The organism is Micromonospora chersina (genome assembly GCF_900091475.1).
Lineage (GTDB): Bacteria > Actinomycetota > Actinomycetes > Mycobacteriales > Micromonosporaceae > Micromonospora > Micromonospora chersina.
The window spans coordinates 1,820,435-1,845,634 of the sequence record NZ_FMIB01000002.1; the positions used below are offsets into that span (position 1 = coordinate 1,820,435).

Annotated in this window: 21 protein-coding genes; 1 reads left to right on the top strand and 20 read right to left on the bottom strand. The window is 73.9% G+C overall.

Annotated elements, in window-relative coordinates; all coding sequences use genetic code 11:
- Positions 1-12 precede the first annotated feature (12 nt).
- Positions 13-903 (top strand): septum formation family protein, encoded by an 891-nt coding sequence (locus tag GA0070603_RS08395; RefSeq protein WP_091309704.1) that lies wholly within the window; start codon positions 13-15, stop codon positions 901-903.
- A 42-nt stretch (positions 904-945) separates the two neighbouring features.
- Here GA0070603_RS08395 and GA0070603_RS08400 read toward each other — a convergent pair whose 3' ends face one another.
- The 20 genes from GA0070603_RS08400 to pyrR all read right to left on the bottom strand — a co-directional run bounded on the left by GA0070603_RS08400 (position 946) and on the right by pyrR (position 25,198).
- Positions 946-2,685, bottom strand: a complete 1,740-nt coding sequence (locus tag GA0070603_RS08400; protein WP_091309708.1) for a M28 family peptidase — start codon at positions 2,683-2,685, stop codon at positions 946-948.
- Positions 2,686-2,904: 219 nt separating this feature from the next.
- Positions 2,905-4,458 (bottom strand): RsmB/NOP family class I SAM-dependent RNA methyltransferase, encoded by a 1,554-nt coding sequence (locus GA0070603_RS08405; RefSeq protein WP_208862840.1) that lies wholly within the window; start codon positions 4,456-4,458, stop codon positions 2,905-2,907.
- Entirely contained in the window at positions 4,455-5,381 is a 927-nt protein-coding gene (gene fmt / locus GA0070603_RS08410; RefSeq protein ID WP_091309712.1) for a methionyl-tRNA formyltransferase, read from the bottom strand. Before fmt ends, GA0070603_RS08405 begins: the two co-directional genes overlap by 4 nt.
- Before the next feature lie 5 nt (positions 5,382-5,386).
- Positions 5,387-5,947 carry a peptide deformylase gene (def, locus tag GA0070603_RS08415; protein WP_091309716.1) on the bottom strand — a complete coding sequence of 187 codons (561 nt, stop codon included), beginning with the start codon at positions 5,945-5,947 and terminating at the stop codon, positions 5,387-5,389.
- 42 nt (positions 5,948-5,989) lie between these two features.
- A complete protein-coding gene (locus GA0070603_RS08420; protein ID WP_091309720.1) occupies positions 5,990-7,264 on the bottom strand; it encodes a cytochrome P450 in 1,275 nt (424 codons plus the stop codon).
- An 84-nt stretch (positions 7,265-7,348) separates the two neighbouring features.
- A complete protein-coding gene (locus GA0070603_RS08425) occupies positions 7,349-8,332 on the bottom strand; it encodes an AAA family ATPase (protein ID WP_091309723.1) in 984 nt (327 codons plus the stop codon).
- 224 nt (positions 8,333-8,556) lie between these two features.
- Positions 8,557-10,551 carry a primosomal protein N' gene (locus GA0070603_RS08430; protein ID WP_139131842.1) on the bottom strand — a complete coding sequence of 665 codons (1,995 nt, stop codon included), beginning with the start codon at positions 10,549-10,551 and terminating at the stop codon, positions 8,557-8,559.
- Complete coding sequence (gene metK, locus GA0070603_RS08435; RefSeq protein ID WP_244282458.1) at positions 10,548-11,738, bottom strand: methionine adenosyltransferase; 1,191 nt, start codon at positions 11,736-11,738, stop codon at positions 10,548-10,550. The genes GA0070603_RS08430 and metK overlap by 4 nt, the downstream gene beginning before the upstream one ends.
- Positions 11,739-11,836: 98 nt before the next feature.
- Complete coding sequence (gene coaBC / locus GA0070603_RS08440; RefSeq protein ID WP_091309732.1) at positions 11,837-13,045, bottom strand: bifunctional phosphopantothenoylcysteine decarboxylase/phosphopantothenate--cysteine ligase CoaBC; 1,209 nt, start codon at positions 13,043-13,045, stop codon at positions 11,837-11,839.
- A 15-nt stretch (positions 13,046-13,060) separates the two neighbouring features.
- A complete protein-coding gene (gene rpoZ / locus GA0070603_RS08445; RefSeq protein ID WP_007075826.1) occupies positions 13,061-13,324 on the bottom strand; it encodes a DNA-directed RNA polymerase subunit omega in 264 nt (87 codons plus the stop codon).
- Between the two features lie 46 nt (positions 13,325-13,370).
- A complete protein-coding gene (locus tag GA0070603_RS08450; RefSeq protein WP_091309736.1) occupies positions 13,371-13,904 on the bottom strand; it encodes a nucleoside/nucleotide kinase family protein in 534 nt (177 codons plus the stop codon).
- A 25-nt stretch (positions 13,905-13,929) separates the two neighbouring features.
- Complete coding sequence (mihF, locus tag GA0070603_RS08455) at positions 13,930-14,247, bottom strand: integration host factor, actinobacterial type (RefSeq protein WP_013285515.1); 318 nt, start codon at positions 14,245-14,247, stop codon at positions 13,930-13,932.
- Positions 14,248-14,426: 179 nt separating this feature from the next.
- Positions 14,427-15,263 carry an orotidine-5'-phosphate decarboxylase gene (pyrF, locus tag GA0070603_RS08460; RefSeq protein WP_091309740.1) on the bottom strand — a complete coding sequence of 279 codons (837 nt, stop codon included), beginning with the start codon at positions 15,261-15,263 and terminating at the stop codon, positions 14,427-14,429.
- Positions 15,264-15,405: 142 nt separating this feature from the next.
- Positions 15,406-16,680 (bottom strand): adenosylmethionine--8-amino-7-oxononanoate transaminase, encoded by a 1,275-nt coding sequence (locus GA0070603_RS08465; protein WP_091309743.1) that lies wholly within the window; start codon positions 16,678-16,680, stop codon positions 15,406-15,408.
- Positions 16,681-16,790: 110 nt separating this feature from the next.
- Positions 16,791-17,807: a quinone-dependent dihydroorotate dehydrogenase gene (locus GA0070603_RS08470; protein ID WP_091309746.1), complete on the bottom strand. Its 1,017-nt coding sequence runs from the start codon at positions 17,805-17,807 to the stop codon at positions 16,791-16,793.
- A 97-nt stretch (positions 17,808-17,904) separates the two neighbouring features.
- The gene (carB, locus tag GA0070603_RS08475; RefSeq protein ID WP_091309749.1) at positions 17,905-21,252 is read right to left on the bottom strand and encodes a carbamoyl-phosphate synthase large subunit; all 3,348 of its coding nucleotides are present in this window, start codon (positions 21,250-21,252) and stop codon (positions 17,905-17,907) included.
- Entirely contained in the window at positions 21,245-22,423 is a 1,179-nt protein-coding gene (gene carA / locus GA0070603_RS08480) for a glutamine-hydrolyzing carbamoyl-phosphate synthase small subunit (protein ID WP_091309753.1), read from the bottom strand. Before carA ends, carB begins: the two co-directional genes overlap by 8 nt.
- The gene (locus GA0070603_RS08485; RefSeq protein WP_091309756.1) at positions 22,420-23,697 is read right to left on the bottom strand and encodes a dihydroorotase; all 1,278 of its coding nucleotides are present in this window, start codon (positions 23,695-23,697) and stop codon (positions 22,420-22,422) included. The genes carA and GA0070603_RS08485 overlap by 4 nt, the downstream gene beginning before the upstream one ends.
- Positions 23,694-24,620 carry an aspartate carbamoyltransferase catalytic subunit gene (locus tag GA0070603_RS08490; RefSeq protein ID WP_091309760.1) on the bottom strand — a complete coding sequence of 309 codons (927 nt, stop codon included), beginning with the start codon at positions 24,618-24,620 and terminating at the stop codon, positions 23,694-23,696. The genes GA0070603_RS08485 and GA0070603_RS08490 overlap by 4 nt, the downstream gene beginning before the upstream one ends.
- Entirely contained in the window at positions 24,617-25,198 is a 582-nt protein-coding gene (pyrR, locus tag GA0070603_RS08495; protein WP_091309764.1) for a bifunctional pyr operon transcriptional regulator/uracil phosphoribosyltransferase PyrR, read from the bottom strand. Before pyrR ends, GA0070603_RS08490 begins: the two co-directional genes overlap by 4 nt.
- Positions 25,199-25,200 lie beyond the last annotated feature (2 nt).

The window sequence follows — 25,200 nt, forward strand, 5'->3', positions numbered from 1 at the left end:
AGGTCGGTCGCGATGCGGCGATGGTGGGCGGCGGTCGCCGTGGGCGTGACGGCGGCGGTGGCGCTGGGCGGCTGCGGCGCCCCGGCGGGGGTCGACCGCGACCTGGCCGACGACTGGCCCGCCTTCGGCGCCCCGACTGCCTTCGTGCCCGAGTCCGGGGCCTGCCACCGCACCATCCAGGACGTGGGCTACCTCAGCGGCTACAACCCGGTCGACTGCGCGACCACGCACCGCGCCGAGACGCTGCACGTGGGCACCCTGACCGGCCCGGACGCGGAACGCGGCGCTCCCCCGCGGGCCGGCTCCAACGGCGCCCGGACCGCGCACGCCGAGTGCACCAGGCAGGTCAACAAGGCGGTCGGCGCGGACTGGCGGGCGGGGCGGCTGCGCCTGTCGGTGGTCTTCCCGTCGGCCCTGGCCTGGACCGGCGGGGCCCGCTGGTTCCGCTGCGACCTCTCCGAGGTGGCCGGCCTGGACGACGGCAGCGTCACGGCGCGCAGCGGCAGCCTGCGCAACGCCCTGAAGGCCGGCTCGCCGCTGGCGCTGGGCTGCTTCAACCCGAAGCTCAAGAAGGACGACGTGGAGGAGATGAAGCCCGTCGCCTGCACCGCCAAGCACCACGCCGAGTTCGTCGGGGTCTACCGGTTCCCCGACATCAGCTACGCCGAGTTCCAGCGCACCTCGCTGCGGGCGCACAAGGGCTGCCGCGGTCTGATCGCCAAGTACGTCAAGGTGCCGAACAACGGCGACATGGTCTACCGGGCCGGCACGATCATCTACCACCCCTTCGAGGAGGAGTGGAACGACGGCGACCGGGGCGTGCAGTGCTTCCTCTGGGTCTCCGACCGGAACCTGACCCGCTCGCTCAAGGGCGGCGGCAGCAAGGCCCTGCCGGTCACCTGAGCGGGAACGGGGTGGGCCCGCGAGCCCACCCCGCCGGGTCGCTCAGCCGACCTGGAGTGTGACGTCGTCGATCACGAAGCTGGTCTGGAGCGAGGCGTCCTCCACCCCGGTCCACTTCAGCGTCACCGTCTGCCCCGCGTACGCCGCCAGGTTGAAACTGCGCTGCGCGTAGCCGCTCGCCTTGTTGAGGTTCGAGTACGTCGCCAGGGTGGTCGAGCCGACCTGCACGGTCAGCTTGTCGTACGCGACGCTCGTGGTCGTCTCCGCCGAGTCGATGTGCAGCCAGAACGACAGGGTGTAGCTGGCGCACCCGGCCGGGATGGTCACCGACTGCGACAGCGTGTCGGTGTGGGTGCTGCCGTACCCGTCCAGCCACGCCTTGTACGAGCCCGTCCGCGCCGCCTGGCTCGACGAGTTCGTGATGACACCCGACGACGCCGTCCACGGCGCGCTGCCCGACTCGAAGCTGCTGTTGCCGATGAGCTGGCCGCCCGTGCAGCCGCCGGTGCCGGTCACCGTGAGGGTGTAGGCGGCGCTGCGGGTGACCGAGCCGGCGCCGGTGACCGTGATGGTGAAGGTCCCGGTGGTGGCCGTCGCGGAGGCGCTGACCGTCATGGTGGCCGAGCCGCCCGAGGTGACCGAGGACGGGCTGAAGCTCACCGTCACCCCGCTCGGGGCGCCGGTGGCCGACAGGCTCACGGTCTGGGCGCTGCCGCTCGTGGTGGCGGTGTTGACGGTGGCGGTGGTCGAGCCCCCCGGGGCGACGCTGCCCGAGGTCGGGCTCACCGCCACGGAGAAGTCGTTGGTCGGGGTGCCGCCGCCGACCGCGAGCTGCCAGATCGCGTACGCCACGCCGTCGGCGCTGCGGTTGAGCACCGTCGCGCTGACGTTGCTCGTCGTGTCGCAGGAGCGGTGGTAGCAGGAGTCGTACGCCACGTTCGCGGTGCCGCCCCACTTGGCGGCCTGGGCGGTGGTCTTGCGGGCGCTGGCGCCCGCCGCGTAGCCGGAGGTGGGGATGCCGGCCTGCTGGAAGGAGTAGTCGTCGGAGCGGCCCTGGCCCTCGACGTTCTCCTCCGGTTGGAGGTTGAGCGAGTCCCAGTACGCCTTCAGCGGCGCCGCCGTGGTGGAGGTGAGCCGGTTGATGAAGTAGCCGCCGTTTGTCGAGCCGACCATGTCGAAGTTGTAGTAGCCCTTGATGTAGCCGCGCTGGGTGGCGCTGAGGGAGTTGACGTAGAACTCCGAGCCGTTGAGGCCCTGCTCCTCGTCGGTCCACCAGGCGAACCGGACCCGCTTGGTCATGCTGGGGTTCTGCTGGGCGAGGACCAGCGCGTTCTCCAGCAGGGTGGCCGAGCCGGAGCCGTTGTCGTTGATGCCCGGGCCGGCGGAGACGCTGTCCAGGTGCGCGCCGAACATGACCACCTGGTCGGCCGGGCCCTGCGGCCACTCGGCGATCAGGTTGTTCGACGGGTAGGTGCACGCGGAGCAGTACTGCTCGGTGACCGTGTAGCCGGCCGCCTGGAGCTTGGCCTTCACGTAGCTGACCGAGGCGGTGTAGCCGGCCGAGCCGGCCCGCCGGGTGCCGCCGTTGTTGGTGGCGATGGTGTTGAGCTGGGTGAGGTGGGCCTGGACGTTTGTCACCGAGATGTCCGGCGCGGCGGCGGCGAGTGCGGGGGCGGCGCTCACCGGCGCGGGGGCGGCGGAGGCAGCCGTGGTGGTGAGGGTCGCCGTCACGGCGGCGAAGAGGGCGAGCGCGAGGCCCGCGGTCGGCGTTCTGCGTCTCATGGAGACTCCTCGTGGGGGTCGGCGGGGACGTGCTGGCGGGGTGGCGCGACCCGTGGACCCCGGTGGGAGCCCCGGTGTCGGCGGACCGGTGATCGGAACAGTTACATGTATCGATGGAGGAGTCAACGGGGATGTCACATGACACAAAGCGGGACCGGCGTCGCCGGTCCCGCTTATGCGTTCACCTGTGGACATTCGACCCGCCGACCGGGTCCGCGCTCAACCCCTGCGCAGCACCGCCAGGAACATCGCGTCCGTGCCGTGCCGCTGCGGCCACAGCTGGACCGTCGGGCCGTCCCCCAGCCCCGGCATGCCGGCGGGCAGCAGCGGCCGGGCGTCGACGAAGTCGACCGGGAAGCCGCACCGGCGGGACGCCTCGGTCACCGTCACGTGCGTCTCCACCGTGTGCGGCGAGCAGGTCACGTACGCGACCAGGCCACCCGGCCGGACCGCGCGCAGCGCCGCGGTGAGCAGCTCCCGCTGCAACCGGGTCAGCGGCGGCAGGTCCGAGGGCTGGCGGCGCCAGCGCGACTCCGGCCGGCGGCGCAGCGAGCCCAGCCCGGTGCACGGGGCGTCGACAAGCACCCGGTCGAAGTGCCCCTCCGGCAGCTTCGGATCGGCCCCGACCGTGCGCCCGTCGGTGTTCAGCACGGTGACCGGCAGGCCCCGCGTGGCCTGCGCGACCAGCCGGGCCCGGTGCTCGGCCACCTCGACAGCGGTGAGCCGGGCGCCGCGCTCCGCGGCCAGGGCGCCGAGCAGGCCGGCCTTGCCGCCGGGGCCGGCGCACAGGTCGAGCCAGCGGCCGTCCGGCCCGTCCAGCGGCGCCACGGCGAGGGCGTTCGCCACCAGCTGGGAGCCCTCGTCCTGGACGTGCGCGCGCCCCTCGGTCACCGCCGCCAGCTCGCCGGGCGCGCCGCCGGAGAGGTAGACCGCGTACGGCGAGAAGGCGCCCGGCGCCCCGCGGACCTCGTCGGCCAGCGCCACCGGATCGGCCAGGCCGGGCCGGGCGCACAGGTGCACCGGCGGGCGCTCGTTGTCCTCGATGAGCAGGCGGGCGGTCTCGCGCAGGTCCCCGCCGAGCGCCTCGGCGAACGCCCGCACGATCCACTGCGGATGGCTGTACGCCAGCGCCAGGTGGCCGATCGGGTCGGTCTCCTCGGACGGGGCGAGCTTCGCCACCCAGCCGTCCGCGTCGCGGCCGGCCACCTCGCGGAGCACCGCGTTGGCGAAGCCGGTGGCCCCGGGACCGACCGTGCGGACCAGGTCCACGGTGGACGACACGGCGGCGTGGGCCGGCACCCGGGTGTGCAGGAGCTGGTAGGTCCCGAGCCGCAGCGCGTCCCGCACCGGCGGGTCGATCCGCTGCACGTCCCGGCCGGCCGCGTCGGTGATGATCGCGTCCAGCGTGCCGGTGTGGCGCAGCGTGCCGTAGGTCAGCTCGGTGGCGAAGGCGGCGTCCCGGCCGGTCAGCCCCTCGTCGCGGAGCATCGCCGGCAGCACCAGGTTGGCGTACGCGTCGTCCCGGTGCACCGCCGCGATCGCCTGGTACGCGACGTGCCGGGGCAGGTCCACGGCCGGACGGGCCGGACGCCGGACGCCGCCGCGCCGGTCGGCGCCGAAACGCCCCTCGCGCGGCGGCCCGTCACCCCGGCGACCGGGGCGCTCACCGCGCTCCGGGCGGCCCCGGTCCCGGTCGCCGCCGCGCCCGGCGTCGCCGGAGCGGCCGCCACGCGGAGCGTCGGAGAAACGCCCGGGCTCGGCCGGCCCGGTCATGCGAGCACCTCACCGGCGGCGACGCGGGCGCCACGCGCCCAGTCGCCGGCCGACATGGCCCTCTTGCCGGCCGCGCGCACCTCGCCGAGCTGCACCGGCACGGTGCCCGTGCCAACCAGCACGCGGGCCTTCTCCACCAGCAGCTCGCCGGGCTTCAGCTCGGGGCCGTTGGCCACCGGGGTGACCGGGCCGAGTTTGACCCGCTCGCCGCGGAACGTGGTCCACGGGCCGGGGGCCGGGGTGCAGGCGCGGATCCGGCGGTCCACGGCGAAGGCCGGGTCGGCCCAGCGGACCCGGGCGTCCTCGACGGTGAGCTTCGGCGCGAGGGACACACCGTCGGCCGGCTGCGGCTCGGCCCGGGCGGTGCCGGCCTCCAGCGCGTCGAGCACGGCCACGAGCAGCCCGGCGCCGGAGTGGGCGAGGCGCTCCAGCAGGTCGCCGGAGGTGTCGGCGGGCCGGACCTCGTCGGTGACCGTGCCGTAGACCGGGCCGGTGTCCAGGCCCTCCTCCAGCTGGAAGACGCTGGCACCGGTCAGCTCGTCGCCGTGCAGCACGGCGTGCTGGACGGGCGCCGCGCCGCGCCAGGCGGGCAGCAGCGAGAAGTGCAGGTTGATCCAGCCGAGCCGGGGGATCTCCAGCGCCGCCGGCGGCACGAGCGCGCCGTAGGCGACCACCGGCACGCAGTCCGGGGCCAGCTCGCGGAGCCGGTCGAGGAACTCGGGCTCGCGCGGCCGCGCCGGGGTGAGCACCTCGACGCCGTGCGCGTCGGCCCAGGCGCCGACCGGGGAGCGGACCAGGCCCCGCCCCCGGCCGGCGGGGGCGTCGGGGCGGGTGACCACGGCCAGCAGCTCGTGGCCGGAGGCGGCGATGGCGTCCAGCGCGGGCACGGCGACGGCCGGCGTGCCGGCGAAGACCAGGCGCATCCGGGTCACCGCCCCAGGCCGAACGGGTTGCCGGCGGCGTGCGGGCTGAGCTTGACGGTCGGCGGGGCGGCGTCGTCGTACCACTCGGCCTGGCGGATCGCCTTCATGGCCTCCTTGCGGCCGGCCGGGTCGAGCCGGTCGACGAACAGCACCCCGTCGAGGTGGTCGGTCTCGTGCTGCACGCAGCGGGCCATCAGGCCGGTGCCGACGATCTGCAGCGGGTCGCCGTAGCCGTTGAAGCCCTTGGCGATGACGTTCTGCCGGCGCTTGGTGTCGAAGTAGAGCCCCGGGATGGACAGGCAGCCCTCGGGGCCGTCCTGCTCCTCCTCGTCGGGGAACTCCAGCACCGGGTTCACCAGGTGGCCGAGCACGTCGTCCACGTCGAAGGTGAACACCCGCAGGCCCACCCCGAGCTGCGGCGCGGCCAGGCCGGCGCCGCTCTGCTCGCGCATCGTGTCGGTCAGGTCGGCGATGAGCTTGCGCAGCTCGGCGTCGAAGTCGACGACCGGGTCGGCCGGCGTGCGCAGCACCGGATCGCCGAACAGACGGATGGGCTGAACGGTCACGCGGAGTGGCTCCTTGTCTGGGACGGGTGGTGCCGTACCAGTCTACGGAGTCGATCCGGTCGCCCCGGCCGGCGTACCGCGATCGGTGACCGGCGACGCTTCGTCACCGACGGTGACCGGCAGGGTGGCGTACCCGCGCAGGGTGAGCCGGACCCGGCGCTCGCCGGGCCCGGCCAGGGCGGGGCCGGGCAGCCGGCGCAGCAGCAGCGGGAACGCCACCTGCGCCTCCAGCCGGGCCAGGCCGGCGCCCAGGCAGTAGTGCGGGCCGGCGCCGAAGGAGAGCGGGTGCACCGCGGGGCGCCACGGGTCGAACCGGCCGGGCTCCGGGTAGCGGCCGGGGTCCCGGTTGGCCGCCCCGAGCAGCACGATGAGCCAGCTCCCGGCGGGCAGGTCCACCCCGCCGTAGCGGGTCGGCGCGGTGCTCATCCGCGAGGTGAGCTGCACCGGCGAGTCGTAGCGCAGCAGCTCCTCGACGTAGCCCGGGGCGAACTCCGGGCGCTCGCGCAGGGTCGCCGCCTCGGCCGGGTGGTCGAGCAGCACCACGAGGCCGTTGCCGAGCAGGTTGGTGGTGGTCTCGAAGCCGGCCACCAGCAGGACGACCAGGTTCGCCAGCAGCTCGTCGCCGGAGAGCCGGTCCCCATCGCCGTCGTGCGCCTGGACGAGAGCCGTGGTCAGGTCGTCGGCGGGGGCGCGCCGGCGGGCCGCGACGAGGTCGGTGAAGTAGTCACGCAGCTCCATGGCGCCCCGGTCGGCCAGCGCCAGCTCGTCGGGGCTGATCTCCGGCTCCAGCACGCCGGTGAGGTCGGTGGCCCAGCGCCGGAACAGCGGTCGGTCCGCCGCCGGCACGCCGAGCAGCGCGCAGATCACCGCCACGGGCAGGGGGTACGCGAACTCGGCCATGAAGTCGACCGGCTCCCCCGCCCGCGTACGGGCCACCATCCCGTCGACCAGCTCGTCGGCCTGCGCCTCGACCACGTCCCGCATGGCGGCGATCCGGCGCGGCGTGAAGGCCCCGGCCGCCAGCCGGCGCATCCGGCTGTGGTCGGGCGGGTTGGTGCGCAGCATCGAGCGGGAGATCGAGGCGACGGCGGGGCTCTCCCGCCAGCCGGGGAGGAACTGGTCGCGCAGGTCGTCGTCCATCACCCCGAACCGGGCGTCACGCAGGATCGCGTCGGCCTCGGCGTAGCCGGTGACCAGATGGAACGCCGGCCCGGCCTGGACCACCGGGCCGTAGCCGCGCAGCCGCTCGTAGGTCGGGTAGGGGTTCACCCGCCCCTGAGGGGAGAGCAGCAGGGCGAGGGCGTCGGCAGGGTCCACGGTCGGCCTCCCGGGCGTCGGAAGCCTCCATCATGCTCCCGCCGGCCCGATCCGGCGATCCCCAGGAAACCCGGCCGGTGCGCCTCAGGCGCCGGCGCCCGGCTCCCCCGCCAGCACCGCACCCCCGCCGAGCAGGGCGTGCTCGGGCAGCGGAAGCTGGAGGCCGTGCGCGGCCTCCCAGTCGTGGATCAGGCCGGGCCGGGCCTGGGCGGCGAAGAAGTCGACGGCGCTCATCCCGCCGACCACCGGCTCCTCCACCTCGGCGACCAGCCGGGCGGGAACCAGCGGGAAGCCGCTCTGGAGGGCGGCGCTGAGCCGGCGGTGGCCGTCGACCACGAAGAAGTACTCGCCGGTGTAGCCGATGTTCACCGGCTCCAGGGCCTCGTCGCCGGACCCGGCCACCTCGTCCACGAACTCCGAGTCCCACAGCCCGCGCAGGGTGGTGATGTCCTCGGTCGGGTAGACCCGGGCCGGGTCGAGCAGCAGCAACGGCTGGCCGTCGCGCAGCACGTCCGCGCCGAGCCGGCCCTCGTAGACGTCGATGACGTGCTGGATCACCTGCTCCGGGGTGGCCCGGGTGGTGTCGCAGACCAGGTCGTAGTTGCGCAGCCGGGCCTTGTCGACGCCGTAGCGCACGATGAACCGGCCGCGCTCGCTCTCGCTGCGCTCGCGGAGCTTGGCCTTCGCCTCCTCCAGCGAGGTGTAGCTCTCGGCCGGGCCGGAGGGGCGGGCCAGGACCCGCCGGGCCGCCTCGGTCGGCTCGGTGATCATGTGCACCTTGAGCGCGTCGGTGAAGAAGTGCCAGGCCAGCCGGGAGTCCATCACGAGGCTCTCGCCGGAGGCGGCGATGTCCCGCTGGAGCTGGTCGACGTAGCCGTCGACGGCCTGGTCCAGCTCGGCGTGCAGGTTGAGCTGGAGGGCGGTCATCTGCCGCTCCTGGGCCATCTGGCGGTAGAGGTCGCCGACGCTGACCCGGCGCAGCCCCAGCCGCTTGGCGATCTCGACGGAAACGGTGCTCTTGCCGCTGCCGAGGTCACCGTTGAAGACGATCGACTGACGAACGGTCACGACTGGTCCACCCCTGATCACCGGCTGATTGACATCATCGAATCCGCGTCGGTTCGACGCACCCCCTGCGCCGCGCCGCGCCCGGGAGCCGTCGTGCGCCTGGGCATGACGGGCGATGCTATCACGCGTCTTCCACCCATTTGCCGGACGAGGTGTCCGACAAACCCGAGGTCACGACCGTACGCGACGGCCCGGGTGCGCCACGTCACGGGTGGCGGGCCGGCTCAGAACAGGCTGAGCGGGTCGATCTGCAGCCGCACCGGGTCGGCCGCCTTGCGGGCGCTGCGCTGCCCGGCGGCCGCGTGCAGCGCCCCGGCCAGGGCGGCGGCCCGGGCCCGGGGCACCCGGACCAGCATCCGCTCCCGCCCCTCGTCGGCCGGCACCGGGCCGAGCACCTCGGCGCCGTCGGGCAGGGCGGCGCCGGCCAGCAGGTCCGCCACCGCGTCGGCCACCCCGGTGACGCTCGCCATCCGCACCGCCGGCGGGAAGCCCAGCTCACGGCGCTCGGCCAGCTCCCGGGTCGCGAACCAGGCGGAGTCCCAGCGCAGCAGCGCCTGCACCGGCGCCAGGGCGCCGTCGGCGACCACCACCACCCGCCCGCCGGCCGGGCCGGGCCGGGCCAGCGCCGCGGCGGCCAGCCAGCGGCGCAGCGCCTCCTCGCCGGCCCGCAGGTCAGCCCGGGTGAGCAGGGCCCACGAGTCGAGCAGCAGCACCGCCCCGTAGCCGCCCTCCGCGACCGGTTCCGCGCCGGGCGTGGCGATCACCAGGCCGGCGCCCGCCGGCACGGCGGCGAGCACCTCCTCCCGCCCCGAGGTGCGCACCGGCACCCCCGGGAACGCCCGACCCAGCTCCTCGGCGGTCCGCCGGGCCCCGGTGACCGAGGCGCGCAGCCGCCGCCCGCCGCACTCCGGGCAGGCGTACGCGGCGGCGACCCGGCCGCACCAGCGGCAGGCGGGCGCCCCCTCGGCCGACGGCAGGCCCAGCGGCCCGGCGCAGTGCGGGCAGCGGGCCGGGGCCCGGCAGTCGGCGCAGGCCACCGAGGGCAGGTAGCCGCGGCGGGGCACCTGCACGAGCACCGGCAGGTCGGCGCGGAGCGCGTCCCGGGCGGTGGTCCAGGCCAGGCTGGGCAGCCGGGCGGAGGCGGCCCCGGGGTCCCGGGCCAGCTGCGGGTCGTCTCCGGTGGGCGCGATCGCGGGCATCCGGGCCCGTACGGTCGCCCGGTCCGCGACCACCTCGCGGGCCCAGCCGGTCTCCACCAGCAGTTGGGCCTCGGCGGTGCGGGCGTACCCGCCGACCAGGGCCGCGACCCCGGCGAGCTGGGCCCGGGTGAGCAGCACGTCGCGGGCGTGCGGGTAGGGCGCCCGGGGCTCGGCGTGCAGGTCGTCCCCGTCGTCCCAGACGGCGACCAGGCCGAGCCGCTCGACCGGGGCGAACATGGCCGCCCGGGTGCCGATCACCACGGGCACGTCGCCGCGGCGGGCGGCCAGGAAGGCGCGGTAGCGGCGGGCCGGTCCGGCGGCCGCGGAGAGGCAGGCGTGCCGCCCGGTCCCGAGGACGGCGGTGAGGGCGGCGTCCAGCCGGTCCAGGTCCCGGGCGTCGGCCACCACGACCACCGCGCCCCGGCCGCCGGCCACGGTGGCGGCCACGGCGTCGGCGTACCGGTCGGCCCAGTCCTCGCCGGGCAGCGCCGACCAGACGGCCCGGGGCGCCCGGCCGGCGGTGAGGGCCCGCAGGAACGCCGGCCCGGCCGGGTAGTCCCGCCACCCGCGCGGGTCGACCGGAGTGGGATCGGTGGCGGTCGGCGGGGTGGCGCCGGCGCCGGCGGGGTCCGTCGCGGTGACGTCCTTCTCGACGCGGGCGTGGCGGGGCGGGACGGCGAGCCGGAGCACGTCGGCCAGGCTGCCGGCGTAGCGGTCGGCGACCGCGCGGGCCAGCTCGGCCACCTCCGGCGCCAGCACCGGCACCGGGGAGACCACCTTCTCCAGGTATGCCAGCTTCGGGTGCGCGGACTCCGCGACGCGCTCCAGCAGCCAGCCGTCGACGAGCTGCCCGGCGAAGCGCACCTTCACCCGCACCCCGGGCCGGGCGTCGGCGTCCAGGGTGTCCGGAACGAGGTAGTCGAAGGGGCGGTCGAGGTGCGGCAGGGGCACGTCCACGCAGACGCGAGCGACCGGCGACCCCTCGGCGGGTCGCCGGTCGCCGCGCCTGGTGCCGGTCAGGCTCCCGCGGCCGACTTGAGGTCGGCGGCCCGGTCGGTGCTCTCCCAGGTCAGGTCCGGCAGCTCCCGGCCGAAGTGGCCGTAGGCGGCGGTCTGCTGGTAGATCGGGCGGAGCAGGTTGAGGTCCCGGATGATCGCGGCCGGGCGCAGGTCGAAGACCTCGGCGACGGCCTTCTCGATCGAGGCGACCGGCACGGTCTCGGTGCCGAAGGTCTCGATGAAGAGGCTCACCGGGTGGGCCTTGCCGATCGCGTACGCGACCTGCGCCTCGCAGCGCTCGGCCAGGCCGGCGGCGACCACGTTCTTGGCCACCCAGCGCATGGCGTACGCGGCGGAGCGGTCCACCTTGGACGGGTCCTTGCCGGAGAACGCGCCGCCACCGTGGCGGGCGTAGCCGCCGTACGTGTCGACGATGATCTTCCGGCCGGTGAGGCCGGCGTCGCCCATCGGGCCGCCGATCTCGAAGCGCCCCGTCGGGTTGACCAGCAGCCGGTAGCCCTCGGTGTCCAGGCCGAGGCCCTCCAGCTCGGGGGTGATGACGTGGTCGCGGACGTCCGGGGTGAGCAGCGACTCGAGCGAGATGTCGGCCGCGTGCTGGCTGGAGACCACGACGGTGTCGAGCCGGACGGGGCGCAGCCCGTCGTACTCGATGGTCACCTGGGTCTTGCCGTCGGGCCGCAGGTAGGGGATCGTGCCGTCCTTGCGCACCTGGGCGAGCCGGCGGGCCAGCCGGTGGGCGAGCGCGATCGGCAGCGGCATCAGCTCGGGCGTCTCGGAGCAGGCGAAACCGAACATCATGCCCTGGTCGCCGGCGCCCTGCGCGTCCAGCGCGCTCTCCGACGAGCCGGTACGCAGCTCGAACGCGTTGTCCACGCCCTGCGCGATGTCCGGCGACTGGGCGCCGATGGAGACGCTCACGCCGCAGGAGGCGCCGTCGAAGCCCTTCTTCGACGAGTCGTAGCCGATCGACAGGATGGTGTCCCGCACGATGGTCGGGATGTCGGCGTACGCCTTCGTGGTCACCTCGCCGGCGACGTGCACCTGGCCCGTGGTGATCAGGGTCTCGACAGCGACGCGGCTGCGCGGGTCCTTGGAGAGCAGTGCGTCGAGAATGCCGTCACTGATCTGGTCGGCGATCTTGTCCGGGTGGCCTTCCGTGACCGATTCGGACGTGAAGAGACGTGTCACGGCACTCCTAAGCATGTGAAGACTTTTAAAGGTCGCTCGGCGGCAGTTTAGTCACCGTGCTCCCAGGGTGACCCGGGGAACCGGAGAGTGACCAACCGTCAGGACCGCTCCCGCAACCGGGCGGCCACGAGGTCCCAGACGGCGTCGGCCAGGTCCTCCTTGGGCTGCTCGGGCATCCGGTGCACCGACCCGTCCGCCCCGATCACCGTGGCGGCGTTGGTCTCGGCTCCGAAGACCTTGTCCACACCGACCTCGTTGATCACGATGAGGTCGGCGCGCTTGCGGGCCAGCTTGGCGCGGCCGTTGGCCTCGGCGTCGCCGGTCTCCGCGGCGAAGACCACGAGCACCTGCTCCGGCCGCCGGCGTCGGCCCAGCTCGGCCGCGATGTCCGGGTTGGTCACCAGCTCGATGGTGGGCGCGCTGCCGTCGTCCGGCTTCTTGATCTTACCGGGCGCGTAGGTCGCCGGGCGGAAGTCGGCGGGCGCCGCGGCCATCACCACGGCGTCCGCGTCGGCGGCCGCCTCCAGGGTCGCCTTGCGCAACTCCTCCGTGCTGCCCACCCGGACCAGGTCGGCGCCGGCCGGGTCGGCGAGCGCGACGTTGGCCGAGACCAGGGTGACCCGGGCACCGCGGGCCACGGCTGCGCGGGCGAAGGCGTAGCCCTGCTTGCCGGAGGAGCGGTTGCCCAGGAAGCGGACCGGGTCGAGCGGCTCCCGGGTGCCGCCGGCGGTGACCACCACGTGCCGGCCGGCCAGGTCGGCGGGGGCGGCGCCGCCGCGGGCGAGGGCCCGGCGCGCGACCGCGAAGATCTCGGCGGGGTCCGGGAGCCGGCCCTTGCCGGTGTCCTTGCCGGTGAGCCGGCCCACGGCGGGCTCGACCACCACGACGCCGCGGGACCGCAGGGTGGCCACGTTGGCGACGGTGGCCGGGTGCTCCCACATCTCGGTGTGCATGGCCGGCGCCAGCACCACCGGGCAGCGCGCGGTCAGCAGGGTGTTGGTGAGCAGGTCGTCGGCGAGGCCGTGGGCGGCCTTCGCGAGCAGGTCGGCGGTGGTGGGCGCCACCACGACGAGGTCGGCGTGCTGCCCGAGGCGGACGTGCGGCACCTCGTGCACGTCGGACCAGACGTCGTCGGCGACCGGCTGGCCGGAGAGCGCGGCCCAGGTCGGCGCCCCGACGAACCGGAGCGCCGACGCGGTGGGCACGACCCGGACCCGGTGGCCCGACTCGGTGAAGAGCCGGAGCAGCTCACACGCCTTGTAGGCGGCGATGCCGCCGCCGACCCCGAGGACGATCTCGGCGGCCATCGGCGCGGGCGGGGCTTACGGCTGGTCGGTCGGCTCGGCGGTGAGCAGACCCGCGTTGATCTCGCGCATGGCGATGGAGAGCGGCTTCTCCTGGGGGGTGGTCTCCACCAGCGGGCCGACGTACTCCAGCAGGCCCTCACCGAGCTGGCTGTAGTAGGCGTTGACCTGGCGCGCGCGCTTGGCGGCGAAGATGACCAGCGCGTACTTCGAGGTGGTCTTCTCGAGGAGCTCGTCGATCGGCGGGTTGGTGATGCCCTCGGGGTTGGCGATGGATCCCACGAAATAACCTCTGCGTCTTTGTGCACCGCCCGGAGGCGGTGGCCTCTCAACCGCTCGGGCGCGGTCGGGCCGGAGCCAGGAAGGAAGAACCGAGCAAGCCTACCAGCTCCTCGGCCGCGCGCTCGGTCCGGTCGTGCACCACGGCGTGTGCGAAGGCGGCCGCGACGGCCGGGTCCGGCCGGTACGCCGGCGGGGTGAGCAGCACCAGCCGGGCGTCCGGGGCCACGGCCCGGACGGCGAGCGCGCCCGGCAGGTCCAGCGGGAGCAGCACCGGCTGCCCCTGCGCGAGCCGGGACCGCACGTCCGCGCGCGGCACCCCGCGCCGGTACGGCCCGATCCGGCTCCACTCCAGCAGCTCGTCGGCCGCGACCATGCGGTCGAAGCCGGTGGCGTCGAGGAAGAGCCTGTCGACGCCGTCCACCTCGCCGGGGCAGGCCGGCCGGGTGGTGGCGGCCACCGGCACCCACACGGACGGGAGGCGCGCCCGGACCAGCTCGACGACACTCCCCCCGCCGGACCCCGAGGGTCCGGCCAGGACAGTGAGCCGAGCCGCCGGGCGCGCCTCGTCATCCATGCTCACCGCTTGTTTCTACACGGTGGGCCGTTCAGTTGGCGGCGAACTCTCCAAGCAGCGCCTTGCGCTGCTGCTCGCCCAGGCCACGCAGCCGGCGGCTGTCGGCGATCTTGAGCTTCTCCATGATCTGGGTGGCTCGGATCTTGCCGATGCCCGGCATCGCCTGGAGCACTGCCGAAACCTTCAGCTTGCCCACGACGTCGTCGGACTCGGCCCGCTCGAGGACGGTGGCGAGGGTGGTCTTGCCCTGCTTGAGCTGCTCCTTCAGCTCAGCACGGGCCTTGCGGATCTCCGCGGCCTTCTCCAGCGCGGCAGCGCGCTGTTCGGGGGTCAGTGACGGGAGCGGCACCAGTTCTCCTCAGGTCCCTAGTACGACGGGCGGGGCGCACCGCCGCATCTGTGAAACGTGGTGTCGCTGGCAACCAAAGGGGTCCGTGGTTCCCAGCGCGGGGAAAACTAGCGGTCAACGGAGTTTTCGGCAACGTGGGCGCGCGAAGATCAACGGAAAGTGACCGAGCCGTCAGTCAGTCACGAGGTGGCCAGGGCGGCCCGGCACTCGGCCAGCACGCGGTCGGTGGCGGCCCGCAGAGCGTCCTGGTCGGGCCCCGCGCCCAGCACCTCGCGGGAGTAGGACGGCAGCACCGAGGGCAGGCTGGAGCCGAACACGGTACGCAGGTCGGCGGCCGTCGCGCCCTGCGCGCCGAGCCCGGGGGCGAGCAGCGGACCGTTCACCCCGGCGAGGTCGTGACCGGTGTCGCCGATCGTCGCGCCGACCACCAGGCCGAAGCTGCCGAGCGGCTCGGCACCCCGGTTGAGCTGGGAAATCTCGTCGATGACGGTCTGCGCGACGGTGCGGCCGTCGGCCCCGACGGCCCGCTGCACGGCGGCGCCCTCGGGGTTCGAGGTGAGGGCCAGGACGAACACCCCGCCGCCGTGCGCGGCGGCCAGCTCGAACATCGGGGCGAGCGAACCTACTCCCAGGTAGGGACTCGCGGTGACCGCGTCGACATACAACGGGCTGGATGGATCGAGGTACGCCGAGGCGTACGCGCTCACCGTCGAGCCGATGTCGCCGCGCTTGACGTCGAGCAGAACGAGCGAGCCCGAATTTCGCAACTGTCGGATAGTTGACTCAAGAATTCCGACACCCCGGGACCCGAAGCGCTCGAAGAACGCCGACTGGGGCTTGACCACGGCGACCCGGTCGCCGATGGCCTCCACCACGATCCGGCAGAACCGATCAAGTCCCTCGATGTCGTCGGACAGTCCCCAGCGGGCGAGCAGCCCCGGATGCGGGTCGATCCCCACGCAGAGCGGTCCCCGCTCGGCCACGGCCCGGTGCAGGCGGGCGCCGAAGGTCTCCATGCGACTCTCCCTCTCCCTCGCGGCCTCGCGCCGCGCTGTCCGGCGACGGGTTCGCCGCCGCTCGTGCTCCTGTCCCGGCCGCCGCGCGGTGGCCGGACCGCCCTGCCGCCACCGGCGCCGGTCGCCGGTGGCCCGGGCCGGCTCAGCCCGCCTTGACCGCCGCCTCGATCCCGGCCGCGATCCGGGCCACGTCCGCGTCGTCGGTGACGTACGGGGGCATGGTGTAGACCAGGTCCCGGAACGGCCGCAACCAGACGCCCTGGCCGACGGCGGCGGCGGTCGCCCGCGGGATGTCCACCTCGTGGTCGAGCTGCACCACGCCGATGGCGCCCAGCACCCGCACGTCGGCCACTCCGGGGGTGCCGCGCAGCGGCTCCAGGCCGGCCCGCAGCCCGTCGGAGATCCTCGCCACCCGCCCCGCCCAGTCGGAGTCGCGCAGGAGGCCCAGGGAGGCGTTGGCGACCGCGCAGGCGAGCGGGTTGCCCATGAAGGTCGGGCCGTGCGCCAGCACCCCGTCGGCGGAGATGGCGCGGGCCACCTCGGGGGTGCAGAGCGCCGCGGCAAGGGTGAGGTAGCCGCCGGTGAGCGCCTTGCCGACGCAGAGCACGTCGGGGGCGACACCGGCGTGCTCGGCGGCGAACATGGTGCCGGTCCGGCCGAAGCCGGTCGCGATCTCGTCGAAGACCAGCAGGATGCCGTGCGCCCAGGTCACCTCGCGCAGCACCCGCAGGTAGTGCGGGTGGTGGAACCGCATCCCGCCGGCGCCCTGCACCACCGGCTCCACGATCACCGCGGCCAACTCGTCCGCGTGCCGCTCCACCGCGTCCACGAGCGCCGCCTCGTACGCGGGGTCGGGTGGGGTGTCGAAGCCGGCCGGCGGCACCGGCGCGAACACCTGCCGGGGCAGCACGTCGCCCCAGAGGTGGTGCATGCCGCCCTCCGGGTCGCAGACGCTCATGGGGTGGAACGTGTCGCCGTGGTAGCCGCCCCGCCAGGTGCCCAGTCGGCGGCGTTCCGGCCGCCCCAGGGCCCGCTGGTACTGGAGGCACATCTTCACGGCCACCTCGACGCTGACCGAGCCGGAGTCGGCCAGGAAGACGTGCTCCAGGCCGTCCGGGGCCAGCTCCACCAGGGTCCGGGCCAGGCGTACGGCGGGCTCGTGGGTGAGGCCGCCGAACATCACGTGGCTCATCCGGCCGAGCTGGTCGGTGACGGCGGCGTCCAGGACCGGGTGCCGGTAGCCGTGGATCGCCGCCCACCAGGACGACATCCCGTCGACAAGCTCCCGCCCGTCAGCCAACCGCAGCCGCACCCCCTCGGCGCTCTCCACGAGATACGGCGGGCTGGCCGCCGGCAGCGCCGCGTAAGGATGCCAGACATGCCGCCGGTCAAGGGCAAGAATCTCGTCAGGCGTCACGATCTCTCCTTCCTCCCCTCTCCCCGCGATCTTGCAGTTCCGGCCCCTGGCCCGACCGGATTGACCGGTGTGCCGGGGCGGTAACTGCAAGATCGCGTGTAGGTGGGGGGTCAGCGCCGGGCGGCCGCCCGCGCGGCTGCCCGGACCAGGGTTGGGCCGCGGTAGATGAAGCCGGTGTAGAGCTGGATCAGGCTCGCGCCGGCGTCGAACATGCGGGCCGCGTCGTTCGGGTCGAGGATGCCGCCGACGCCGATCACCGGCAGCCGGCCGCCGGTCTCCCGGTGCACGAAGGCGACCACCTCGCGGGCGCGGGCGGCCAGCGGGCGGCCGGACAGGCCGCCGGTCTCCGCGCCCCGCGCCCGGTCGGCCGGGGCGAGCCCGTCGCGGGCCAGCGTGGTGTTGGTGGCGATCACCCCGGCCGCGCCGCGGTCGAGGCAGACCTCCAGCAGCTCGGCGATCGCCGGCTCGGTGAGGTCGGGGGCGATCTTCACGAGCACCGGCTTCTCCCCCACCAGGGCCGACAGCAGCGCGTCCAGGTGGGACCGGTCCTGAAGGGACCGCAGCCCCGGGGTGTTCGGTGAGGACACGTTGACCGCGAAGTAGTCCCCGTGCCCCTTCAGCGCGCGGTAGGAGGCCAGGTAGTCCTCGACGGCCCCGTCCAGCGGGGTCACCTTGGACTTGCCGAGCGAGATGCCCAGCGGCACGCCGATCGGGCGTGGCAGCGCCGCCAGCCGGGCCGCGAGGGCCTCCGCGCCGGCGTTGTTGAAGCCCATCCGGTTGACCACGGCCTCGCTGTCGCGCAGCCGGAACAGCCGGGGCCGGGGGTTGCCCGGCTGGGCGTGCGCGGTGACGGTGCCGACCTCGACGAAGCCGAAGCCCAGCGCCGGCCACGCCGGCAGCGCCACCCCGTTCTTGTCCATCCCGGCGGCCAGCCCCACCGGGTTCGGGAAGTCCACCCCGAACACGGTCCGCGGCGCCGCCCGGAAGTAGCGCGCCCGCAGCGCCCGGAGCACGGAAGCCCGGCGGGACACCGAGGCCAGCCGCTCCAACGTCCACTCGTGCGCCGCCTCGGCGTCCCCGCCGCCGATCCCGAACAAGCGAGGCCGCACGACCTTCTCGAAGATCACGCCGCACCCACCCCGGCCGCGGTGACCATGAGGTTGGCGGCGAGGTCGATCTCCTCGACCGCCGCCAACCTCATGGTCGACGGGGTGAACCGGGGGGTCACTCGCCGGCCCGGAGAGCGGCGTGGAGCTCCTGGAGGGGGCGGACGCGCATGTCGCCCCGGATCCTCGCCTCGACGCCCATCACCGCGGCGGCGACGCCGGGCACCGTGGTGATGCAGGGGATGTCGGCCGTCACGGCGGCGCTGCGGATCTCGTAGCCGTCCGAGCGGGCGCTGGCGCCGGAGCCCTGCGGGGTGTTCACCACCAGCGCCACGTCGCCGCCGAGGATCAGCGACACCGCGTCCTCGCCCTCGCCCGACTCGTAGTGCTTGCGGATCTGCTCGCAGGCGATGCCGTGCCGGCGCAGCACCTCGGCCGTGCCGGTGGTGGCCACGATCTCGAAGCCCAGGTCGGCCAGGCGCTTGATCGGGAAGATCATGCCGCGCTTGTCCCGGTTGGCCACCGAGACGAAGATCTTCCCGGCGGTCGGCAGCGACCCGTACGCGGCGGACTGCGACTTGGCGAAGGCGTGCCCGAAGTTGGTGTCGATGCCCATCACCTCGCCGGTGGACTTCATCTCCGGGCCGAGCAGCACGTCGATGCCCTTGCCGGACGGGGTGCGGAACCGCTTGAACGGCAGCACCGCCTCCTTGACCGCGATCGGGGCGTCGGCGGGCATCGTCCCGCCGTCCCCGGTGGGCGGGAGCATCCCCTCGGCGCGCAGCTCGGCGATGGTGGCGCCGAGCGCGATCCGGGCCGCCGCCTTGGCCAGCGGCACGGCGGTGGCCTTCGAGACGAACGGCACCGTCCGGGAGGCGCGAGGGTTGGCCTCCAGCACGTACAGCGTGTCGCCCTGGAGCGCGTACTGGACGTTGAGCAGGCCCTTCACCCCGACCCCGCGGGCGATCTCCTCGGTGTAGCGGCGCACCTGGGCAAGGTGCGAACCGGCCAGGGTGATCGGCGGCAGCGCACAGGACGAGTCGCCGGAGTGGATGCCGGCCTCCTCGATGTGCTCCATGACGCCGCCCAGGTAGACCGCGCCGTCGGCGTCGACCAGGGCGTCCACGTCGATCTCGATGGCGTCGTCGAGGAAGCGGTCCACGAGCACCGGGTGGTTCGGCGAGATGTCGGTGGCCCGGCCGATGTAGTCGCGCAGGGTGGCGTCGTCGTAGACGATCTCCATGCCCCGGCCGCCGAGCACGTACGACGGCCTTACCAGCACCGGGTAGCCGATCTCGTCGGCGATCGCCTTGGCCTCGTCGTAGGAGGTCGCCATGCCGTGCGCCGGGGCACGCAGCCCGGCCCGGGACAGCACCGCGCCGAACGCGCCGCGCTCCTCGGCCAGGTGGATCGACTCCGGGGAGGTGCCGACGATCGGCACGCCGGCGTTCTTGAGCCGCTGGGCCAGGCCGAGCGGGGTCTGCCCGCCGAGCTGCACGATCACCCCGACCACGCCGGGGCCGCCGGCCGCCCTGCCGGAGGAGTCCTCGGCGTGCCAGACCTCCAGCACGTCCTCGAAGGTGAGCGGCTCGAAGTAGAGCCGGTCGGCCGTGTCGTAGTCGGTGGAGACGGTCTCCGGGTTGCAGTTGACCATGACCGTCTCGTAGCCGACCTCGCGCAGCGCCATGACGGCGTGCACGCAGGAGTAGTCGAACTCGATGCCCTGCCCGATCCGGTTCGGCCCGGAACCCAGGATGAGCACCTTGGGCCGGTCCGAGGGGCTCACCTCGGTCTCCTGGTCGTACGTCGAGTAGTGGTACGGCGTGGTCGCCTCGAACTCGGCCGCGCAGGTGTCCACAGTCTTGTAGACGGGTCGGATCCCCAGCCGGTGCCGCAGGGTGCGGACGCCGTCCTCGGCGGCCAGCTCGGGCCGGAGCGCGGCGAGCTGCCGGTCGGACAGGCCGGCCCGCTTGGCCAGGCGCAGCAGGTCGGCGTCGAGTACCGGGGCGTCGACGATCTCGGCCCGCAGCTCCACCAGCGCGGCGATCTGGTCCAGGAACCAGGGGTCCATCCCGCCGGACGCCTCGGCCACCTCGGCGATCGAGGCGCCCAGCCGCAGCGCCCGCTCGACCGTGTAGAGCCGGCCGTCGTGCGGCATCCGCAGCGCGGCGAGGGTGTTCTCCTTCGTGGCGCCGGCCGGGTCGGGCCGGGTCCAGAACCCACCGCGCGTGGTCTCCATCGAGCGCATCGCCTTGTTCAGCGCCTCGGTGAAGTTACGCCCGAGGCTCATGGCCTCGCCCACCGACTTCATGGTGGTGGTCAGCTCCGGGTCCGCGCCGGGGAACTTCTCGAACGCGAACCGGGGGATCTTCACCACCACGTAGTCCAGGGTCGGCTCGAACGCCGCCGGGGTCTTCAGGGTGATGTCGTTGGGGATCTCGTCGAGGGTGTAGCCGATGGCCAGCTTCGCGGCGATCTTGGCGATCGGGAAGCCGGTCGCCTTCGACGCGAGGGCCGAGGAGCGGGACACCCGCGGGTTCATCTCGATCACGACGATGCGGCCGTCGGCCGGGTTGACCGCGAACTGGATGTTGCAGCCGCCGGTGTCGACCCCGACCTCGCGGAGGACCGCGATGCCCAGGTCACGCAGGCGCTGGTACTCCCAGTCGGTGAGCGTCATGGCCGGCGCCACCGTGACGCTGTCGCCGGTGTGCACGCCCATCGGGTCGACGTTCTCGATCGAGCACACCACCACCACGTTGTCGTGGTGGTCGCGCATGAGTTCGAGCTCGTACTCCTTCCAGCCGAGCACGCTCTCCTCGATGAGCACCTCGTGCACCGGGCTGGCGGCCAGGCCGGCACCGGCGATCCGCTCCAGGTCCTCGTCGGTGTGCGCCATGCCGGAGCCGAGGCCGCCCATGGTGAACGACGGCCGGATCACCACGGGCAGGCCCAGTTCGCCGACGGTGTCGCGGACCTCGTCCATCGAGTGGCAGACCCGGGAGCGGGGCACCAGCGACGACGGGTCGTCCAGGCCGAGGCGTACGCCGGCCTTGGCCACGATGTCCTTGAACAGCTGCCGGTCCTCGCCCCGGTTGATGGCGTCGATGTTGGCGCCGATCAGCTCGACGCCGTACTTCTCCAGGACGCCGGCCTCGTGCAGGGCGACCGCGGTGTTCAGCGCGGTCTGCCCGCCCAGGGTGGGCAGCAGTGCGTCGGGGCGCTCCTTGGCGATGACCAGCTCGACGAACTCGGGGGTGATCGGCTCGACGTACGTGGCGTCGGCGAACTCCGGGTCCGTCATGATCGTGGCCGGGTTGGAGTTGACCAGGCTGACCCGGATCCCCTCGCTGCGCAGCACCCGGCAGGCCTGCGTGCCGGAGTAGTCGAACTCGCAGGCCTGGCCGATGACGATCGGCCCGGAGCCGATGACGAGGACGTGCTTGAGGTCGGTGCGCTTAGGCATTCTTTCCGCCTTCGATGAGCTCGGCGAAGCGGTCGAAGAGGTAGTCCGCGTCGTGCGGGCCGGCCGCCGCCTCCGGGTGGTACTGGACGGTGAAGGCGGGCACGTCCTTGGCCCGCAGCCCCTCGACCACGTTGTCATTGAGGCAGACATGGGACACCTGGACGCCGCCGAACTCGGTCTCGATCACCTGGTCGGGGACGACGACCTCGGGCCTACGGCCCGAGACCTGGACCGCACTGAGCTCCTGTTCGCGGCCCGGCCAGGCGACCGCGAAGCCGTGGTTGTGGCTGGTCACCTCGACCTTGCCGGTGGCCCGGTCGAGCACCGGCTGGTTGATGCCGCGGTGGCCGTACCCCAGCTTGTAGGTGCCGAAGCCCAGCGCCCGGCCGAGGATCTGGCTGCCGAAGCAGATGCCGAACAGCGGGATCCGCCGGCCCAGCACCTCCCGCGCCAGCGCGACCGGCCCCTCGGCGGTGGCCGGGTCGCCCGGCCCCGGCGAGAAGAAGACCGCGTCCGCGCCGGTGGCCAGCAGGTCCTCGATCGAGGAGCCGGCGGGCAGCACGTGGGTGGTGACGCCGCGGGCGGCGAGCCGGCGAGGCACGTTGCGCTTGATGCCCAGGTCCAGGGCCGCGACGGTGAAGCGGTGCTCACCGACCGCCTCGACGACGTACGGCTTGTCGGTGGTCACCTCGGCGGAGAGGTCCGCGCCGACCATCTGCGGCGCGTGGCGGACCCGGTCGAGCAGCGCCGCCGGGTCGTCGTCGACGCTGGAGATGCCGACCCGCATGGCGCCGCGCTCGCGCAGGTGCCGGGTGAGCGCCCGGGTGTCGACACCGCTGATGCCGACCACACCCTCGGCGGCGAGCCGGTCCTCCAGGCCGCCGGTGGCCCGCCAGTTGGAGCCGATGCGGGCCGGGTCGCGCACCACGTAACCGGCCACCCAGATCCGGCCGGACTCGTCGTCCTCGCCGTTGACCCCGGTGTTGCCGATGTGCGGCGCGGTCTGCACCACCACCTGCCGGTGGTAGGAGGGGTCGGTGAGGGTCTCCTGGTAGCCGGTCATGCCGGTGTTGAAGACCGCCTCACCGAAGGTCTCCCCGACGCTGCCGTACGCCTCGCCGTGGAACGTGCGCCCGTCCTCCAGGACGAGAATCGCCGATCGCCTCTTCACTTGACAGCCTTTCCGTCCAGGACCGTCGGCTCGCCGCGCAGGAAGGTCGCCACGATGCGACCCGGCAGCGTCATGCGGGCGTACGGGGTGTTGCGACTGCGACTGGCCAGTTCCGCCGGCTCGATCACGCGGCGGGCGGCGGGGTCCACCAGGGTCAGGTTGGCCGGCACGCCGGGGGCCGGGTCGAGGCCGTGGGTGTCCAGCCCGGCGATCCGGGCCGGGGCGCGGGACATCCGCTCGGCGATCAGGTCCCACTGGGGCCCGAGCACGTCCAGCGCGATGGAGAGCGCCGTCTCCAGACCGAGCATGCCCGGCCGGGCGTACGCCCACTCGCACTCCTTGTCCTCCACGGCGTGCGGCGCGTGGTCGGTGGCGACGATGTCGATCACGCCGTCGGCCAGGGCCGCCCGCAGCGCGGCGACGTCGGCCGCGGTGCGCAGCGGCGGGTTGACCTTGTAGACCGGGTCGTAGGTGGTCGCCTTCTCGTCGGTCAGCAGCAGGTGGTGCGGGGTCACCTCGGCGGTGACCTTCACCCCGCGCGCCTTGGCGTGCCGCAGCACCTCGACGCTGCCGGCCGTGGAGACGTGGCAGATGTGCAGGCGGCTGCCCACGTGCTCGGCCAGCAGCACGTCGCGGGCGATGATCGCCTCCTCGGCGACCGCCGGCCAGCCGGTCAGCCCGAGGCGGGTGGAGACCTCGCCCTCGTGCATCTGCGCGCCCTCGGTGAGCCGGGGCTCCTCGGCGTGCTGGGCGATCACCCCGTCGAACGCCTTGACGTATTCCAACGCCCGGCGCATGAGCTTCGGGTCGGCGACGCAGTGCCCGTCGTCGGAGAAGATCCGCACGCGGGCCGCCGAGTCGGCCATGGCGCCCAGCTCGGCCAGGCGCTCGCCGGCCAGGCCGACGGTGACCGCGCCGATGGGCTGCACGTCGACCAGCCCGGCCTCCCGGCCGAGCCGCCAGACCTGCTCGACCACGCCGGCCGTGTCCGCCACCGGCGAGGTGTTCGCCATGGCGCACACCGCGGTGTAGCCGCCGAGCGCCGCCGCCCGGGAGCCGGACTCGACGGTCTCGGCGTCCTCCCGGCCCGGCTCGCGCAGATGGGTGTGCAGGTCGACGAGGCCGGGCAGGGCCACCAGGCCGGTGGCGTCGAGCACCGTGGCCCCCGGCGCGGTCAGCCCGGCGCCGGTCTCGGCCACGACGCCGTCGCGGATCAGCAGGTCGGTCGGCGCGCCGCCGACCACACTCACGTTCCTGATCAGGTACGCGGTCACCGGTTGTTCCCTCCGAGCAGCAGGTAGAGGACGGCCATCCGCACGGAGACCCCGTTGGCGACCTGTTCGACGATGGTGGAGCGGGGCGAGTCGGCCACCTCGGGCGTGATCTCCATCCCCCGGTTCATCGGGCCGGGGTGCATGACGATCGCGTGCTCGGGCAGCCGGCGCATCCGCGGGCCGTCCAGCCCGTAGCGGCGGGCGTACTCGCGGGCCGAGGGGAAGTAGGAGTCGTTCATCCGCTCCCGCTGCACCCGCAGCATCATCACCACGTCCACACCCGGAAGAACGGTGTCGAGGTCGTAGGAGACGTCGGTGCCGGGGGCGAGCGCGGGTGAGATGTCGACCGGGATGAGGGTCGGCGGGCCGACCAGGGTGACCTTCGCGCCGAGCGTGGAGAGCAGCAGCACGTTGGAGCGGGCCACCCGGGAGTGCAGCACGTCGCCGACGATCGCCACGTGCAGGCCGTCCAGGCGGCCCAGCCGGGAGCGCATCGTGTAGGCGTCGAGCAGCGCCTGGGTGGGGTGCTCGTGGGTGCCGTCGCCGGCGTTGACCACCGAGCCGTCGACCCAGTTGGCCAGCCGGTGCGGGGCGCCGGAGGCGGGGTGCCGGACGACCACCGCGTCGGCGCCCATGGCCTGGAGGGTGAGCGCGGTGTCCTTCAGGCTCTCCCCCTTGGCCACGCTGGAGCCCTTGGCGGAGAAGTTGATCACGTCGGCGCTGAGCCGCTTCGCGGCCGCCTCGAAGGAGATCCGGGTGCGGGTGGAGTCCTCGTAGAAGAGGTTGACCACGGTCCGGCCGCGCAGCGCGGGCAGCTTCTTGACCTCGCGCCCGGCCACGGTGGCCATCTCGGCCGCGGTGTCCAGGATCTCGGTGGCGGTGGCCGCGTCGAGGTCGGCCCCGGAGAGCAGGTGACGGATCATGAGGTGCCTCCGTGCAGCCGGACCTCGTCGGCCCCGTCGGTCTCGGCCAGGGTGACCTTGACGTTCTCGGCGAGCGCGGTGGGGATGTTCTTGCCGACGTAGTCGGCGCGGATCGGCAGTTGGCGGTGCCCCCGGTCGACCAGGACGGCGAGCTGGACCGAGGCCGGGCGGCCGACGTCGGACAGCGCGTCGAGGGCGGCCCGCACGGTGCGGCCGGAGAAGAGCACGTCGTCGACGAGGATCACCCGGCGGCCGTCGATCCCTCCCGGGGGCAGGTCGGTGGGTCCGACCGCGCGGGTGGCGTTCCGGCGCAGGTCGTCGCGGTAGAGCGTGATGTCGAGCACGCCGACCGGGACGGTCACGTCCTCGAAGGTGCTGATCCGGGCGGCGAGGCGCCGCGCGAGCGGGACGCCGCGGGTGGGGATGCCGAGCAGCACGGTGTCGGCGGCGCCCTGGGTCTTCTCCAGGATCTGGTGGGCGATGCGGTCGACCACCCGCGACACGTCGGCGGCGGTGAGGATCACCTTCACCGAGGGTTGTCGCGGCGGCGACGGGTGGGCAGCCGGTGGGTAGGCCACGG

What these genes read in the sequence shown, in the direction of transcription:
- GA0070603_RS08395 (WP_091309704.1), top strand. Translation starts at nt 13, where the DNA reads ATGCGGCGATGGTGGGCGGCGGTCGCCGTGGGCGTGACGGCGGCGGTG.
- GA0070603_RS08400 (WP_091309708.1), bottom strand. Translation starts at nt 2,685, where the DNA reads ATGAGACGCAGAACGCCGACCGCGGGCCTCGCGCTCGCCCTCTTCGCC.
- GA0070603_RS08405 (WP_208862840.1), bottom strand. Translation starts at nt 4,458, where the DNA reads ATGACCGGGCCGGCCGAGCCCGGGCGTTTCTCCGACGCTCCGCGTGGC.
- fmt (WP_091309712.1), bottom strand. Translation starts at nt 5,381, where the DNA reads ATGCGCCTGGTCTTCGCCGGCACGCCGGCCGTCGCCGTGCCCGCGCTG.
- coaBC (WP_091309732.1), bottom strand. Translation starts at nt 13,045, where the DNA reads ATGGCCGCCGAGATCGTCCTCGGGGTCGGCGGCGGCATCGCCGCCTAC.
- pyrF (WP_091309740.1), bottom strand. Translation starts at nt 15,263, where the DNA reads ATGGAGACCTTCGGCGCCCGCCTGCACCGGGCCGTGGCCGAGCGGGGA.
- carB (WP_091309749.1), bottom strand. Translation starts at nt 21,252, where the DNA reads ATGCCTAAGCGCACCGACCTCAAGCACGTCCTCGTCATCGGCTCCGGG.
- GA0070603_RS08490 (WP_091309760.1), bottom strand. Translation starts at nt 24,620, where the DNA reads ATGATCCGTCACCTGCTCTCCGGGGCCGACCTCGACGCGGCCACCGCC.